Raw genomic sequence first — 14880 nt, forward strand, 5'->3', positions numbered from 1 at the left:
ATACTGGCATCACCCGGCGGGCGTCAGCGAGACGCAGGACGCCTGGGTGACGGCGTTGAAAACGGTGGTGACCTTCTGATCAGGCCGCGTCGCTCTCGCGGTAGCGCCGGCGGGCGTGCTCAAACCAGCTGGCGGGTACGTTGTGCGGCGGCTGCTGCAACCTGAGCAGCCCCTGTTCAACGATATGGCTGGCCTGGCGCCACAGCGTCGGGTCGCCTTCGGTCAGCACCTCCAGCAGGCGCTGTTTCTCGATCAGGTAGGTCTGGGCGAAGTGGCTGTCGTAGTCCAGCAGCGAGCGGGTGTTATCGATAAGATCCGCCAGCTTGATGGTTTTGGCCTGCGGCGACGCGCCGGCGCTGTGGCGCCGATCGCGGTTTTTGCGCTCGAAGCGGTTGCCGTCCTCGGCGCGGCTGACGTTGGTCAACATCCGCACCAGTTCCGCCACTTTTGGCCCAAAGTGGCTGTCGATATCGCCGAGGGTGGTGGGCGTGTCTTCCACCGTGTCATGCAGCCAGGCGGCCGCCAGCATCTCTTCGGTGTGCGGCACGCTGCGCACCAGCTCCATGACCGCCTGCGGGTGGACGATGTATGGATCGTCGGTGTATTTGCGGCGCTGATCGATGGCCGCATGCGCCTTGGTGGCGTAGCGGCGCGCGCGTTCTGCAAGCGTATTCGTCATTTCCTTTCCCTCCGAGCATCCTCTGCATAAAAAAAAGGTAGCATATCTCACAAGAAATAGCTTGCGATTACATCGTGCACTATCTATATTCACAAGCATGAAAAGCACCGATACCGCACAACCCAACGCGAAGAACCTGCTGCAGCTCGATCAGCAGCTCTGTTTCGCGCTGTACTCCGCCAACCTGGCGCTGCACAAAGTCTACCGCAAGCTGTTGAATCAGCTCGAACTCACCTACCCGCAATACCTGGTGATGATGGTGCTGTGGGAGCGCGATCGGGTGACGGTATCGGACATCGGCGAGCGGCTGTTCCTCGATTCCGCCACGCTGACGCCGCTGCTGAAGCGGCTGGAAACCGCCGGTCTGCTGGTGCGCTATCGCGCCACCGCCGACGAGCGGCAGGTGATCATTGCTCTCACCGAAGCCGGCCGCGCGCTGCGTGAGCGGGCGCAATCGGTGCCCGAGGCGGTGATGTGCGCCACCGACTGCAGCCTGGACGAGATCGTCTCGCTCAAACAGCAGTTGGAAAAGCTGCGCGGCAGCCTGATCGATCAGATTTGACCCGCCGCCGCCGGACGCAAGAACGGCAGGGGTGGTCTACACTGGTTAATAAGCGTCAAAAATAAGTAGTGCGCGATTTAATCGCAAAAGATAAATATGTGACAGGCTTTACTTCGTGGAAGCCGTAGTCATCTCGCCAACCAGCAAGAAGGAATGAACGATGTCTATTGAGAAAGTGGTTTACCGCGCTCACGCCACCGCAACCGGCGGCCGCGACGGCCGTGCGACCTCCTCCGACGGCGTGTTGGACGTGAAACTGGGCGTGCCGAAAGAGATGGGCGGCGCCGGCGGCGAAGTCACCAACCCCGAGCAGCTGTTCGCCGCCGGTTACTCGGCCTGCTTCCTCGGCGCGTTGAAGTTTGTCGCGGCGAAAGAAAAGGTCAAAATCCCGGCCGAAGCCAAGATCGACGGCACCGTCGGCATCGGTGAAATCCCCAACGGTTTCGGCATCGAAGTGCAGCTGGATATCTCGCTGCCGGGCATCGAGCGCAGCGTGGCGGAAGATTTGGTGAAAAAGGCGCACGTGGTGTGCCCATACTCCAATGCCACCCGTGGAAATATCGATGTGACTCTGAACGTTAAGTAAGATTTTTGCCGAAATCTGGAAAAAATGGAGGGTTTATCCCTCCATTTTCTTGCGTGCCCTGCCTGAAAATCGCTCAAAAAAACGGTAAATTTTGTCCGTTTTGTGAGAATTCTCTTGATTATTACCCGCAAAATAACGCTTATTGCCGGTTGGCTGAACCAGAAGCCGCAATCAGTGTCTGACTGAGTCAGAACCGCTACACCGTCCCCGGAGCCACCGCGTTACATGAACAAAGTTAAATCGCTATCACAGCAGAATTTATCGTTATTGTTAGCGATCTATATCGGCATCTTTCTAAACCTGTCCGTTTTCTATCGCCGTTTTGATTCGCTGGCGCACGGCATTCAGGGAATTAAGCTTATTTCGGCGGTGACGGAAGTCATCGCTATCGTCCTGTTTACGTTCTTCATCATGCGGCTGGTATCGCTCGGCGGCCGGCTGTTTTATCGCATCGTCGCCTCGCTGCTGGTGTTGATTTCGGTTGCCGCCAGCTACTACATGACGTTTTTCAACGTGGTGATCGGCTACGGCATCGTGGTGTCGGTGATGACCACCGACATCGATCTGTCGAAAGAGGTGGTCGGCCTGCACTTCGTGCTGTGGATGGTGGCGCTCAGCGCCTTGCCGCTGCTGCTGATCTGGAAAAACAACCTGCGCTATACCCTGATAGAACAGCTGAAAACCCCTGGTCATCGCATCAAGCCGCTGCTGGTGTTGCTGGCGGTGGTGGCGCTGGTCTGGCTGCCGCTGCGCATGCTGGACGACGAGCAGAGCGTGCAAGAGAAGCTTTCCAACGTCGATTTGCCGAGCTACGGCGGCGTGGTGGCGCACTCGTATCTGCCGTCCAACTGGCTGTCGGCGCTGGGGCTGTTCGCCTATACCCGCTATGACGAAAGCCAGGACCAGAGCACGATGTTCGATCCGGGCAAACACTTCACTTATGTACCGCCGGCGGACATCGACGACACCTACGTGGTGTTTATCATCGGTGAGACCACGCGCTGGGATCACATGGGCATGCTGGGCTACGAGCGCGATACCACGCCGCGGCTGTCTAAAGAGAAGAATCTGGTGGCGTTCCGCGGCGAGTCGTGCGATACCGCCACCAAGCTGTCGCTGCGCTGCATGTTCGTGCGCGAAGGCGGCACCGAGGACAATCCGCAGCGCACGCTGAAAGAGCAGAACGTGTTCGCGGTGCTGAAGGATCTGGGCTTCTCATCCGAGCTGTTCGCCATGCAGAGCGAGGTGTGGTTCTACAACAACACCGAGGTGAACAACTATTCGTTCCGCGAGATGATCGCGTCCGAGAAGCGCAACGACGGCAAGGCGGTCGACGATATGCTGCTGGTGGACGAAATGAAGGAGTCGCTGGCGCGTTATCCGAAGGGTAAGCACCTGGTGATCCTGCATACCAAAGGCTCACACTACCTGTACTCGCAGCGTTATCCGCGCAGCTATGCGCGCTATCAGCCGGAGTGCATGGGGGTGGATGACTCGTGCACCAAGGCGCAGTTGATCAACGCCTTCGACAATACGGTGCTGTATACCGACAGCTTTATCAGTAATGTGATCGATCAGGTGCGCGACAAGAAGGCCATCGTGTTCTATGCCGCCGATCACGGCGAATCGATCGGCGAGAATACGCACCTGCACGGCACGCCGCGCGAAATGGCGCCGCCGGAGCAATTCCGCGTGCCGATGATCGTGTGGGCGTCGGACAAGTTCCTCGAAAACCCGCAACACCTCAGTGCCTTTGAGCAGTTGCAGGCGCAGCAGCGCATCGGCAAAACGCATCGCCACGTCGAGCTGTTTGACACCCTCCTTGGCTGCCTCGGATACACGTCTCCCGATGGCGGCATCGTGGACAAAAACAACTGGTGCCATCTGCCGCAGGATAAAACGGCGCCTGCCCGCCTGTAACCTCTCCCGCCGGGTGCCTGCCTTGCGCACCCGGTAATTTCACCCAATACATTCTCTTCATCAATTATTCCGGTGTGCGCATACGGTATACTTGCGCACTTCCCCTGCTAACCGGAGATTTCCATGACCCTGCGCGTGGCGTTTATCGACGATCATGACATTGTGCGTTCGGGCTTTGTGCAACTGCTGTCGCTGGAGGCCGATATTCAGGTGGTGGGCGAGTTCAGCAGCGCGGCGCAGGCGCGCGCCGGCCTGCCGGGGCTGGAAGCGGAAATCTGTATTTGCGACATTTCGATGCCGGACGGCAGCGGGCTGGATCTGCTGGCGGACATTCCTTCCGGCATCCGCGTGGTGATGCTGTCGATGCACGATAACCCGGCGCTGGTGGAAATGGCGCTGGAACGCGGCGCCAGCGGCTTTCTCTCCAAGCGCTGCAAGCCGGAAGATCTGATCACCGCGGTGCGCACCGTCGCCGGCGGCGGCGTCTACCTGATGCCGGAAATCGCGCAGCAGCTGGCGCGGGTGAGGGTCGATCCGTTGACCCGCCGCGAGCGCGAGATCGCGCTATTGCTGGCGCAGGGCCAGGAGGTGCGTGAGATCGCCGCCGCCTTGGGGCTGTCGCCGAAAACGGTGCATGTGCACCGCGCCAACCTGTTCGCCAAGCTGGGCATCAACAACAACGTCGAGCTGGCCAGACGGATGCTGAACCTGTGACGCAGCGCCTGATCACCCAGCTGGCGCTGTTTTTCATCTACGCCGCCAGCGCGTTTTGCCTGTGGGGCATCGGCACCGCGCTGATCGACCCCCCCTGGCAGGCGCTGCTGCTGTTTCCGTTCGGCCTGCGCATGGGCATTTTGCTGCAGAGCCCGTACCGTTTCTGGCCGGGGATCCTGCTGGCCGACCTGCTGCTGATGGCATTGCTGGCGGATCAGTTCGGCTACGGCCCGGCGCTGTGGGCGTCGGTGGCGGTGCTGGTGTTGACGGTGTTGCTCAGCCTGCTGGCCTCGCCGTGGCTGTTGCGCCATCAGCAGAGCGACAGCGAATGGCGCTGGCCGCTGTTGCAGGGCGCGGTGGTCGCCATTGCCGCCTTGCTGCAGGCGCTGGTATGGCAGCTGGTGAGCGGCGAAGGCGCCCGCGCGCTGTTGCTCGGCCTGACCGGCGGTTTCACCATCGCGCCAACCTGCCTGCTGTTGTGGCACTATCTGGCGCGCCAAATCTGGGTGCCGCTGGAGCCGGGGCTGATCCACAAGCCGGTGGAGCTGCGTCTGGGCCACCTGGCCAGCTATCTGTTGCTGTTTGCGTTCAGCATCTGGCTGCAGCAGCAGGTTAACGCCGCCGAGCTGCGCCGTTTCGCGCCGTTCTGCCTGGCGATCCCCATCGTGTTCATGTCTTATCGCTATGGCTGGCAGGGCGCGCTGTTGGCGACGCTGCTCAACGGCGTGGCGCTGATGGTCAACGAGCCGCCGCAGCCGGAGTCGCACCGCGATCTGCTGCTGTCGCTGCTGGCCCAAAGCCTGACCGGGCTGCTGCTGGGCGCCGGCATTCAGCGCCAGCGCGAACTGAATCAACAGCTGCGGCTGCGGCTGGCGGAGAATCGGCAGCTGGCGCGGGCGCTGGTGACGGCGGAGGAGCAAACCCGGCGCGAGGTGGCGCGCGAGCTGCACGATGAAGTGGGGCAGACCATCACCGTGATCCGCACCCAGGCCAGCATCGTCAAACGTCTGGCGCCGGAACCGGCGGTGATCGGCTGCGCCGACGCCATTGATGCGTTGGCGCTGCGGGTTTATGACGGGGTGCACGATGTGCTGACCCAGCTGTGGCCGGCGGCGCTGAACAACCTGCCGCTGTCGGCGGCGGTGGCGGCGATGCTGCGGGAGTCGCTGCCGCAGGACGCGTCGCTGGTGAGCAGCCTGCAGTGGCAGGTGCCGGACGAGCTGCTGGATGAAACGCTGAAAATTACGCTGTACCGGGTGTGTCAGGAAGGGGTGACCAATGTGTGCCGCCACGCCGGCGCCAGCCGCCTGGAGCTGGATGCGCGCCTGCAGCCGCGCAAAGGCGCCGCGCCGCAGATCGCCCTGACCATCCGCGACAACGGCGTGGGCTTCGATGCGGAAAACCATCAGCCGGGATACGGCCTGCGCGGCATGCAGGAGCGCATCAGCGCCCTCGGCGGCAGCCTGCGGTTCACCGCTGAGCGGGGCGCCTGTTTGAGTGTGATCTTGCCCACAGTTTCACCGGCGCAAACGCAAAACTAGGAAAAACTCCTAACCGCGTCGGGAATCCGGCGTAAGCCCCCTGCGCGCGCGCGGAGCATCATAGCGGCACTTTAATTCAATCCTCTGAGGTTCCACATGTGGTCTTTCCTTAAAAGCCGCCCGGATGCGCCGCAGGTCACCGATCAACGGCAGATCGACGCCAGCTACAAATACTGGCGTATTCAGCTGATGTGCACCATGTACATCGGTTATGCCGCGTTTTACTTCACGCGCAAAAGCTTCAACTTCATCATGCCGGCGATGCTGAGCGATCTGGGTCTGACGATGTCCGACGTCGGCATCCTCGGCACGCTGTTCTACATCACCTACGGCTGCTCGAAATTCATTTCCGGCATGATCAGCGATCGCTCCAACCCGCGTTACTTTATGGGGCTGGGCCTGATCATGACCGGGGTGCTGAATATCTTCTTCGGTCTCAGCTCATCGTTGCTGATGCTGGGCACGCTGTGGATCCTCAACGCCTTCTTCCAGGGTTGGGGTTGGCCGCCGTGCTCAAAAATCCTCACCAGCTGGTATTCGCGCTCCGAGCGCGGCAGCTGGTGGGCGATCTGGAACACCTCGCACAACGTCGGCGGCGCGCTGATCCCGCTGTTGGTCGGCTTTATCTCGCTGCACTTCAGCTGGCGTTACGGCATGATCATTCCCGGCATCATCGGCGTGGTGCTCGGCCTGCTGATGTGCTGGCGTCTGCGTGACAAGCCATCCACCCTGGGACTGCCGAGCGTCGGCAAATGGCGCAACGACGCCATGGAGCTGGTGCAGGAATCGGAAGGCCAGGGGTTGAGCAACCGCGAGATCATCAAACGCTACGTGCTGACCAACAAGTACATCTGGCTGTTGGCGGTCTCTTACGTGCTGGTGTACATCGTGCGCACCGCGATCAACGACTGGGGCAACCTCTATCTGACGCAGGAAAAGGGCTATTCGCTGATGACCGCCAACTCGGCCATTTCGCTGTTTGAAGTGGGCGGCTTCATCGGTTCACTGGTGGCCGGTTGGGGCTCCGACAAGCTGTTCCGCGGCAACCGCGGCCCGATGAACCTGATTTTCGCCATCGGTATCTTCCTGTCGGTGGCGGCGCTGTGGCTGATGCCGGGCGTGACCTACCTGCTGCAGGCCTGCTGTTTCTTCGCCATCGGCTTCTTTATCTTCGGCCCGCAGATGCTGATCGGCATGGCGGCGGCGGAGTGCTCGCACAAGGATGCGGCGGGCGCCGCGACCGGTTTCGTCGGCCTGTTCGCCTACCTGGGCGCGGCGCTGTCCGGCTACCCGATCGCGCGGGTGATGGAGATCTGGCACTGGAACGGCTTCTTCGTGGTGATTTCCATCGCCGCCTGCCTGTCGGCGTTGTTCCTGCTGCCATTCCTGCGCGCGCAGACGCCGGCGCTGAAACCGGCCAACGCCTGAGTAAAATACGCTGCGCAGCCCCCGGCGCAGCGCATTATGGCGCTTTTATCACCACTTGAAGTGCAGGGGCAAAAAAGTGATTGACGCCTATAACCGCCAGCAGTAAGATGCGCCCCGCATCGGCGAGTAGCGCAGCTTGGTAGCGCAACTGGTTTGGGACCAGTGGGTCGGAGGTTCGAATCCTCTCTCGCCGACCACCATTCGAAAAACCTGCTTTTTAAAGCAGGTTTTTTTTCGCCCGTCGTTTATGAGGATGAGCACCTCCGCAGGAGGTTCGAGCCTCGCGAAGCGAGACAACGTTGCTTTAGCAACGGCCCGCAGGGCGCGCATCAACGATGCGCGTAATCCTCTCTCGCCGACCACCATTCGAAAAACCTGCTTTTTAAAGCAGGTTTTTTTTCGCCCGTCGTTTAGGCGGCTTTGCCTACGACGAAGTCAAAATGGATTTCGTCATAGGGGAAAATCACGCCTTGTTCACCTCTATCGACGATGCCACAGCCTAACAGCGACTGCAGATCGGTATGCACCGCTTTCACATCGCGCTTCACTCGGCGCGCGATTTCCCGAATGGAAAGTTCGCCGGCGCCGGTCATGGTATGCAAGATATGCATTTTCTTGGGTGATAAGGTTTTCCACAGACTCTCCCAATCCAGGAATGTGATGTATTGCCCTTGAGCGCTTTGATGACCTGTTGTGGCTTCCTTCAGTGCAAGTTTCATTTCTTCGACTGAAGCGACCCGAATAGTGACTGTGTTCATCATGACTCCTCTGTAAGCTGCATAACCTCGCGCCAGAAACTGTCGAGCAAGGCATCAATGGTCGTGAAATTAAGCGGCTCTTCTTTTCCATCGATATGTTTGTGATCGCCTTTACCCGCTTCATTGTCATAGCGCAGTCGACAAATGCCGTCTTTTACATAAGCAAATCGGTATTTATAACAGTGGCCGCTGGCCCTGACGGGCGGCACCACCCGCCAAATGACGAGCGGCGCAAATGCTGCAGGTGCCAGAGGTATCCTGTCTTGGTAGATTAGCTGCGAAGGCATGCTCTTTCCTTAAGTGTTGTTCACATTACCAACACAGTCAGGGTGTTGTCAATAATGACAACACCCTGACTGAAGAGTGTGGTGCAATACTGATAAATATTTATCTTTCCTTAATAGAAAATTCACTATCCTTATTTGTCATGCTTTCTTTTATTTATATTAAAATAAATTCACGCTTGCTGAATAAAACCCAGTTGATAGCGCTCTTGTTTTTGCGCCTTTTTTATTTATAGTCTGAATGTACGCGGTGGGAATGATTATTTCGCCACGTGGAAAGACGCTGTTGTTATTCATTGATTTTAACCTTCGCGGATTATTGCGGAATTTTTTCGCTTCGGCAATGCATCGCGACGATTAACTCTTTTATGTTTATCCTCTCGGAATAAAGGAATCAGTTATGCGCAAATTTAATAAACCGCTGTTGGCGCTGTTGATCGGCAGCACGCTGTGTTCCGCGGCGCAGGCCGCCGCGCCGGGCAAGCCGACCATCGCCTGGGGCAACACCAAGTTCGCCATCGTTGAAGTTGACCAGGCGGCTACCGCTTATAATAATTTGGTGAAGGTAAAAAATGCCGCCGATGTTTCGGTCTCCTGGAATTTATGGAATGGCGACACCGGCACGACGGCAAAAGTTTTATTAAATGGCAAAGAGGCGTGGAATGGTCCTTCAACCGGATCTTCCGGTACGGCGAATTTTAAAGTGAATAAAGGCGGCCGTTATCAAATGCAGGTGGCATTGTGCAATGCCGACGGCTGCACCGCCAGTGACGCCACCGAAATTGTGGTAGCCGACACCGACGGCAGCCATTTGGCGCCGTTGAAAGAACCGCTGCTGGAAAAGAATAAACCGTATAAACAGAACTCCGGCAAAGTGGTCGGTTCTTATTTCGTCGAGTGGGGCGTTTACGGGCGCAATTTCACCGTCGACAAGATCCCGGCGCAAAACCTGACCCACCTGCTGTACGGCTTTATCCCGATCTGCGGCGGCAATGGCATCAACGACAGCCTGAAAGAGATTGAAGGCAGCTTCCAGGCGTTGCAGCGCTCCTGCCAGGGCCGCGAGGACTTCAAAGTCTCGATCCACGATCCGTTCGCCGCGCTGCAAAAAGCGCAGAAGGGCGTGACCGCCTGGGATGACCCCTACAAGGGCAACTTCGGCCAGCTGATGGCGCTGAAGCAGGCGCATCCTGACCTGAAAATCCTGCCGTCGATCGGCGGCTGGACGCTGTCCGACCCGTTCTTCTTCATGGGCGACAAGGTGAAGCGCGATCGCTTCGTCGGTTCGGTGAAAGAGTTCCTGCAGACCTGGAAGTTCTTCGACGGCGTGGATATCGACTGGGAGTTCCCGGGCGGCAAAGGCGCCAACCCTAACCTGGGCAGCCCGCAAGACGGGGAAACCTATGTGCTGCTGATGAAGGAGCTGCGGGCGATGCTGGATCAGCTGTCGGTGGAAACCGGCCGCAAGTATGAGCTGACCTCCGCCATCAGCGCCGGTAAGGACAAGATCGACAAGGTGGCTTACAACGTTGCGCAGAACTCGATGGATCACATCTTCCTGATGAGCTACGACTTCTATGGCGCCTTCGATCTGAAGAACCTGGGGCATCAGACCGCGCTGAATGCGCCGGCCTGGAAACCGGACACCGCCTACACCACGGTGAACGGCGTCAATGCGCTGCTGGCGCAGGGCGTCAAGCCGGGCAAAATCGTGGTCGGCACCGCCATGTATGGCCGCGGCTGGACCGGGGTGAACGGCTACCAGAACAATATTCCGTTCACCGGCACCGCCACCGGGCCGGTTAAAGGCACCTGGGAGAACGGTATCGTGGACTACCGCCAAATCGCCGGCCAGTTCATGAGCGGCGAGTGGCAGTATACCTACGACGCCACGGCGGAAGCGCCTTACGTGTTCAAACCTTCCACCGGCGATCTGATCACCTTCGACGATGCCCGCTCGGTGCAGGCCAAAGGCAAGTACGTGTTGGATAAGCAGCTGGGCGGCCTGTTCTCCTGGGAGATCGACGCGGATAACGGCGATATTCTCAACAGCATGAACGCCAGCCTGGGCAACAGCGCCGGCGTTCAATAATCGGTTGCAGTGCGTTGCCGGGGGATATCCTTTCGCCCCCGGCTTTTTCGCCGCCGAAAGTTTTTTTACGCCGCACAGATTGTGGGCCTGCCCGGAGCAAAACGCGCTCATCGGACTCACCCTTTTGGGTAATCCTTCAGCATTTCCTCCTGTCTTTAACGGCGATCACAAAAATAACCGTTCAGATATTCATCATTCAGCAACAAAGTTTTGGCGTTTTTTAACGGAGTTAAAAACCAGTAAGTTTGTGAGGGTCAGACCAATGCGCTAAAAATGTCCGCTTAGCATAAATTTTCATGCTGGAACTGTTAACAAAAGGTTTTTTTTATGTTTGTTTGCTGTTTCTCACAGTCTGCGTAAATCCCCACTGGTTATATTGACGACACCCCAAACAGTTGGCAACTTGATAGCCTCAGGGGTAAGAGCGAGAGTTGTTTGAGTGAATTCCACGCGCTCAGACGTCCCCGCCGCGATGCGTTCCATCCGGCATTCTCTCCTCGTACGCCTTCTGCCTTCGGGCGCCGATCGCACAGGCCACGCAATAAAAAATACAGGCCTGGCGGCAATTACACACATCACATCACACAATGGAGCACTAACGATGACACGTTCCTTGGGTAAATCGGGGATTCTGAAATTCGGTATTGGGCTGATCGCGCTGACCGTGGCGGCCAGCGTACAGGCCAAGACGTTGGTTTACTGTTCTGAAGGTTCCCCGGAAGGGTTCAACCCGCAGCTGTTTACCTCCGGCACCACCTATGACGCCAGCTCGGTACCGATCTACAACCGGCTGGTCGAATTCAAGACCGGCACCACCGAACTGCAGCCGGGCCTGGCTGAGAAGTGGGACGTCAGCGAAGACGGCAAAACCTACACCTTCCACCTGCGCAAAGGCGTGAAGTGGCAGAGCAGCAAAGACTTCAAACCGACGCGCGATTTCAACGCCGACGACGTGGTGTTCTCCTTTGAACGCCAGTTGGATGCGAACAACGCCTATCACAAAGTGTCCGGCGGCAGTTACGAATACTTTGAAGGCATGGACATGCCGAAGCTGATCGCCAAGATCGAAAAAGTGGACGACAACACCGTGCGCTTCGTGCTGAACCGCCCGGAGGCGCCGTTCCTGGCTGACCTGGGCATGGACTTCGCGTCCATTCTGTCCGCCGAATACGCTGACGTGATGATGAAAGCCGGCACGCCGGAGAAAGTCGATCTGAACCCGATCGGCACCGGCCCATTCCAGCTGCTGCAATACCAGAAAGACTCCAAGATCCTGTACAAGGCGTTCGACGATTTCTGGGGCACCAAGCCGAAGATCGATCGCCTGGTGTTTTCCATCACGCCTGACGCCTCCGTGCGCTACGCCAAACTGCAGAAAAACGAATGCCAGGTAATGCCGTACCCGAATCCGGCCGACATCGCCCGCATGAAACAAGACAAATCCATCAACCTGCTGGAGAAACCGGGGCTGAACGTGGGCTATCTGTCGTTCAACACCGAGAAAAAACCGCTGGATAACGTGAAGGTGCGCCAGGCGTTGACCATGGCGGTCAACAAACAGGCGATCATCGACGCGGTTTATCAGGGCGCGGGTCAGGCGGCCAAGAACCTGATCCCGCCGACCATGTGGGGCTATAACGACGCGGTGCAGGATTACGCTTACGATCCGGCCAAGGCGAAAGAGCTGCTGAAAGAAGCGGGCATGGCCGACGGTTTCAGCATCGACATGTGGGCAATGCCGGTGCAACGTCCATACAACCCGAACGCGCGCCGCATGGCGGAAATGATCCAGGCCGACTGGGCCAAGATCGGCGTGAAAGCCAAAATCGTCACTTATGAGTGGGGTGAATACCTCAAGCGCGCCAAAGCGGGCGAGCACCAGACGGTGATGATGGGCTGGACCGGCGACAACGGGGATCCGGACAACTTCTTCGCCACGCTGTTCAGCTGCGCGGCGGCGAAAGACGGCTCCAACTACTCCCGCTGGTGCTACAAGCCGTTTGAAGATCTGATTCAACCGGCGCGCGCCGAATCCAACCACGACAAGCGCATCGAACTGTACAAGCAGGCGCAGGTGGTGATGCACGATCAGGCTCCGGCGCTGATTGTCGCACACTCCACCGTGTACGAGCCTGTGCGTAAGGAAGTGAAAGGCTACGTCGTGGATCCGCTCGGTAAGCATCACTTCGAGAATGTCTCTGTAGACTGATTTCGACCGCTTTACCGGAGACGCACGAATGGACTTGCAGGGGCGCAACAGGTTTGCGCCCCTGCTGACCAGTCTCCGGCGTATGGCCGTCGAATCGTTCAAAGGCATGTGAGCGTTAATAAGCCTGGCGGACGATGAGCTGCCGGGCATTGATACAGAGAGTTCGGGATATGTTGCAGTTCATACTCCGACGTTTGGGGTTAGTTATCCCAACGTTTATCGGCATTACATTGCTGACTTTTGCATTCGTCCATATGATCCCCGGCGACCCGGTGACCATCATGGCCGGGGAACGCGGTATCTCCGCCGAGCGCCACGCGCAGCTGATGGCGGAAATGGGGCTGGACAAGCCGCTCTATCAACAATATTTCTCCTACGTGTCCAACGTGCTGCACGGCGATCTGGGCACCTCGCTTAAAAGCCGCATCTCCGTCTGGAGCGAGTTCGTTCCGCGCTTTCAGGCTACGCTGGAGCTGGGCATTTGCGCGATGATCTTCGCGGTGCTGGTGGGCATCCCGGTCGGGGTGCTGGCGGCGGTCAAACGCGGCTCGATCTTCGACCACACCGCGGTGGGCATCTCGCTGACCGGCTATTCGATGCCGATTTTCTGGTGGGGCATGATGCTGATCATGCTGGTGTCGGTGCAGCTTAACCTGACGCCGGTGTCGGGGCGCATCAGCGACACGGTATTCCTCGACGACAGCCAGCCGCTGACCGGCTTCATGCTGATAGACACCCTGATCTGGGGCGAGCCGGGCGACTTCGTCGACGCGGTGATGCACATGATCCTGCCGGCCATCGTACTGGGCACCATCCCGCTGGCGGTGATCGTGCGCATGACCCGTTCCTCGATGCTTGAAGTGTTGGGCGAAGACTATATCCGCACCGCGCGCGCCAAGGGCGTGAGCCGCATGCGAGTGATCGTCGTCCACGCGCTGCGCAACGCGCTGCTGCCGGTGGTGACGGTGATCGGGCTGCAGGTCGGCACCATGCTGGCCGGCGCCATTCTGACCGAAACCATCTTCTCCTGGCCGGGGCTGGGCCGCTGGCTGATCGACGCGCTGCAGCGCCGCGATTACCCGGTGGTGCAGGGCGGGGTGTTGCTGGTCGCCTGTATGATCATTCTGGTTAACCTGCTGGTAGACGTGCTCTACGGCGTGGTCAATCCGCGTATTCGCCACAAGAAATAAGGGGCGCTCTCATGTCTCAAATCACTGAGTCTGCAGTTAAAGGTGCGCCGAAGCCGATGACCCCGTTTCAGGAGTTTTGGCACTATTTCAAGCGCAATAAAGGGGCCGTGGTCGGCCTGGTGTATATCGTTCTGATGCTGGTGATAGCGCTCGGCGCCGGCGTGCTGGCGCCGCATGCGCCGGCGGACCAGTTCCGCGACGCGCTGCTCAAGCCGCCGGTGTGGCAAGAAGGCGGCAGCTGGCAATATATCCTCGGCACCGACGACGTGGGCCGCGACGTGCTGTCGCGCCTGATGTACGGCGCACGGCTGTCGCTGTTGGTCGGCTGCCTGGTGGTGGTGCTGTCGCTGATCATGGGCGTGATATTCGGCCTGCTGGCCGGTTATTTCGGCGGCGTGGTGGACGCGATTATCATGCGCGTCGTCGACATCATGCTGGCTTTGCCGAGCCTGTTGCTGGCGCTGGTGCTGGTGGCGGTATTCGGGCCGTCGATCGTCAACGCCTCGCTGGCGCTGACCTTCGTCGCCCTGCCGCACTATGTGCGTCTGACGCGCGCGGCGGTGCTGGTGGAGGTCAACCGCGACTACGTCACCGCTTCGCGGGTGGCGGGCGCCGGCGCGCTGCGCCAGATGTTCGTCAATATTCTGCCTAACTGCCTGGCGCCTTTGATCGTGCAGGCTTCTCTCGGTTTCTCGAACGCGATTCTGGATATGGCCGCTCTCGGCTTTCTGGGCATGGGCGCGCAGCCGCCGACGCCGGAGTGGGGCACCATGCTCTCCGACGTGCTGCAGTTCGCGCAAAGCGCCTGGTGGGTGGTGACCTTCCCCGGCGTGGCGATCCTGCTGACGGTGCTGGCATTCAACCTGATGGGGGACGGTTTGCGTGACGCTCTCGACCCCAAACTCAAGCAGTAACAG

13 protein-coding genes, 1 tRNA gene and 1 other RNA gene are annotated in these 14880 nt (G+C 58.9%); 12 read left to right on the forward strand and 3 right to left on the reverse strand.

What is annotated here, in order from left to right; all coding sequences use genetic code 11:
- Nucleotides 1-79: 79 nt before the first annotated feature.
- Nucleotides 80-679: an HD domain-containing protein gene (locus ACJ8PL_RS20520; RefSeq protein WP_016929535.1), complete on the reverse strand. Its 600-nt coding sequence runs from the start codon at nucleotides 677-679 to the stop codon at nucleotides 80-82.
- A 97-nt stretch (nucleotides 680-776) separates the two neighbouring features.
- Between ACJ8PL_RS20520 and ACJ8PL_RS20525 the strand changes: the two genes are divergently transcribed.
- The 8 genes from ACJ8PL_RS20525 (at nucleotide 777) to ACJ8PL_RS20560 (ending at nucleotide 7792) form a co-directional block, all read left to right on the forward strand.
- Nucleotides 777-1241: a MarR family winged helix-turn-helix transcriptional regulator gene (locus ACJ8PL_RS20525; protein WP_016929534.1), complete on the forward strand. Its 465-nt coding sequence runs from the start codon at nucleotides 777-779 to the stop codon at nucleotides 1239-1241.
- Between the two features lie 160 nt (nucleotides 1242-1401).
- Complete coding sequence (locus ACJ8PL_RS20530) at nucleotides 1402-1827, forward strand: organic hydroperoxide resistance protein (protein ID WP_004934114.1); 426 nt, start codon at nucleotides 1402-1404, stop codon at nucleotides 1825-1827.
- A gap of 225 nt (nucleotides 1828-2052) precedes the next feature.
- Complete coding sequence (eptB, locus tag ACJ8PL_RS20535; protein WP_016929532.1) at nucleotides 2053-3747, forward strand: kdo(2)-lipid A phosphoethanolamine 7''-transferase; 1695 nt, start codon at nucleotides 2053-2055, stop codon at nucleotides 3745-3747.
- A 123-nt stretch (nucleotides 3748-3870) separates the two neighbouring features.
- A complete protein-coding gene (uhpA, locus tag ACJ8PL_RS20540) occupies nucleotides 3871-4461 on the forward strand; it encodes a transcriptional regulator UhpA (RefSeq protein WP_004934117.1) in 591 nt (196 codons plus the stop codon).
- A complete protein-coding gene (uhpB, locus tag ACJ8PL_RS20545) occupies nucleotides 4458-6002 on the forward strand; it encodes a signal transduction histidine-protein kinase/phosphatase UhpB (RefSeq protein ID WP_016929531.1) in 1545 nt (514 codons plus the stop codon). Before uhpA ends, uhpB begins: the two co-directional genes overlap by 4 nt.
- A gap of 96 nt (nucleotides 6003-6098) precedes the next feature.
- The gene (locus ACJ8PL_RS20550) at nucleotides 6099-7430 is read left to right on the forward strand and encodes an MFS transporter (protein ID WP_004934121.1); all 1332 of its coding nucleotides are present in this window, start codon (nucleotides 6099-6101) and stop codon (nucleotides 7428-7430) included.
- Between the two features lie 120 nt (nucleotides 7431-7550).
- A tRNA-Pro gene (locus ACJ8PL_RS20555) sits at nucleotides 7551-7627 on the forward strand.
- Nucleotides 7628-7663: 36 nt separating this feature from the next.
- Nucleotides 7664-7792: non-coding RNA, RtT sRNA (locus ACJ8PL_RS20560), on the forward strand.
- A 48-nt stretch (nucleotides 7793-7840) separates the two neighbouring features.
- Here the strand turns inward: ACJ8PL_RS20560 and ACJ8PL_RS20565 are convergent.
- Together ACJ8PL_RS20565 and ACJ8PL_RS20570 are read right to left on the reverse strand one after the other, a co-directional pair.
- Nucleotides 7841-8188, reverse strand: a complete 348-nt coding sequence (locus tag ACJ8PL_RS20565) for an HVO_A0114 family putative DNA-binding protein (protein ID WP_028127802.1) — start codon at nucleotides 8186-8188, stop codon at nucleotides 7841-7843.
- Entirely contained in the window at nucleotides 8188-8475 is a 288-nt protein-coding gene (locus tag ACJ8PL_RS20570; protein ID WP_079450383.1) for a toxin-antitoxin system TumE family protein, read from the reverse strand. Before ACJ8PL_RS20570 ends, ACJ8PL_RS20565 begins: the two co-directional genes overlap by 1 nt.
- A gap of 397 nt (nucleotides 8476-8872) precedes the next feature.
- Between ACJ8PL_RS20570 and ACJ8PL_RS20575 the strand changes: the two genes are divergently transcribed.
- The 4 genes from ACJ8PL_RS20575 to dppC all read left to right on the forward strand — a co-directional run bounded on the left by ACJ8PL_RS20575 (nucleotide 8873) and on the right by dppC (nucleotide 14877).
- Nucleotides 8873-10564 carry a glycosyl hydrolase family 18 protein gene (locus ACJ8PL_RS20575; RefSeq protein WP_442531352.1) on the forward strand — a complete coding sequence of 564 codons (1692 nt, stop codon included), beginning with the start codon at nucleotides 8873-8875 and terminating at the stop codon, nucleotides 10562-10564.
- 601 nt (nucleotides 10565-11165) lie between these two features.
- Complete coding sequence (dppA, locus tag ACJ8PL_RS20580; protein ID WP_442531353.1) at nucleotides 11166-12773, forward strand: dipeptide ABC transporter periplasmic-binding protein DppA; 1608 nt, start codon at nucleotides 11166-11168, stop codon at nucleotides 12771-12773.
- Nucleotides 12774-12943: 170 nt separating this feature from the next.
- A complete protein-coding gene (gene dppB / locus ACJ8PL_RS20585) occupies nucleotides 12944-13963 on the forward strand; it encodes a dipeptide ABC transporter permease DppB (RefSeq protein ID WP_033634229.1) in 1020 nt (339 codons plus the stop codon).
- Nucleotides 13964-13974: 11 nt separating this feature from the next.
- Nucleotides 13975-14877 (forward strand): dipeptide ABC transporter permease DppC, encoded by a 903-nt coding sequence (gene dppC, locus ACJ8PL_RS20590; protein ID WP_025304838.1) that lies wholly within the window; start codon nucleotides 13975-13977, stop codon nucleotides 14875-14877.
- Nucleotides 14878-14880: the final 3 nt, after the last annotated feature.

The sequence above is a fragment of the Serratia sp. CY83965 genome (assembly GCF_052166375.1).
Taxonomy (GTDB): Bacteria; Pseudomonadota; Gammaproteobacteria; order Enterobacterales; family Enterobacteriaceae; genus Serratia; species Serratia marcescens.

Coding starts and splice junctions, on each gene's coding strand:
- ACJ8PL_RS20520 (WP_016929535.1), bottom strand. CDS start 679: ATGACGAATACGCTTGCAGAACGCGCGCGCCGCTACGCCACCAAGGCG.
- ACJ8PL_RS20525 (WP_016929534.1), top strand. CDS start 777: ATGAAAAGCACCGATACCGCACAACCCAACGCGAAGAACCTGCTGCAG.
- ACJ8PL_RS20530 (WP_004934114.1), top strand. CDS start 1,402: ATGTCTATTGAGAAAGTGGTTTACCGCGCTCACGCCACCGCAACCGGC.
- eptB (WP_016929532.1), top strand. CDS start 2,053: ATGAACAAAGTTAAATCGCTATCACAGCAGAATTTATCGTTATTGTTA.
- uhpA (WP_004934117.1), top strand. CDS start 3,871: ATGACCCTGCGCGTGGCGTTTATCGACGATCATGACATTGTGCGTTCG.
- ACJ8PL_RS20550 (WP_004934121.1), top strand. CDS start 6,099: ATGTGGTCTTTCCTTAAAAGCCGCCCGGATGCGCCGCAGGTCACCGAT.
- ACJ8PL_RS20565 (WP_028127802.1), bottom strand. CDS start 8,188: ATGAACACAGTCACTATTCGGGTCGCTTCAGTCGAAGAAATGAAACTT.
- ACJ8PL_RS20570 (WP_079450383.1), bottom strand. CDS start 8,475: ATGCCTTCGCAGCTAATCTACCAAGACAGGATACCTCTGGCACCTGCA.
- ACJ8PL_RS20575 (WP_442531352.1), top strand. CDS start 8,873: ATGCGCAAATTTAATAAACCGCTGTTGGCGCTGTTGATCGGCAGCACG.
- dppA (WP_442531353.1), top strand. CDS start 11,166: ATGACACGTTCCTTGGGTAAATCGGGGATTCTGAAATTCGGTATTGGG.
- dppB (WP_033634229.1), top strand. CDS start 12,944: ATGTTGCAGTTCATACTCCGACGTTTGGGGTTAGTTATCCCAACGTTT.
- dppC (WP_025304838.1), top strand. CDS start 13,975: ATGTCTCAAATCACTGAGTCTGCAGTTAAAGGTGCGCCGAAGCCGATG.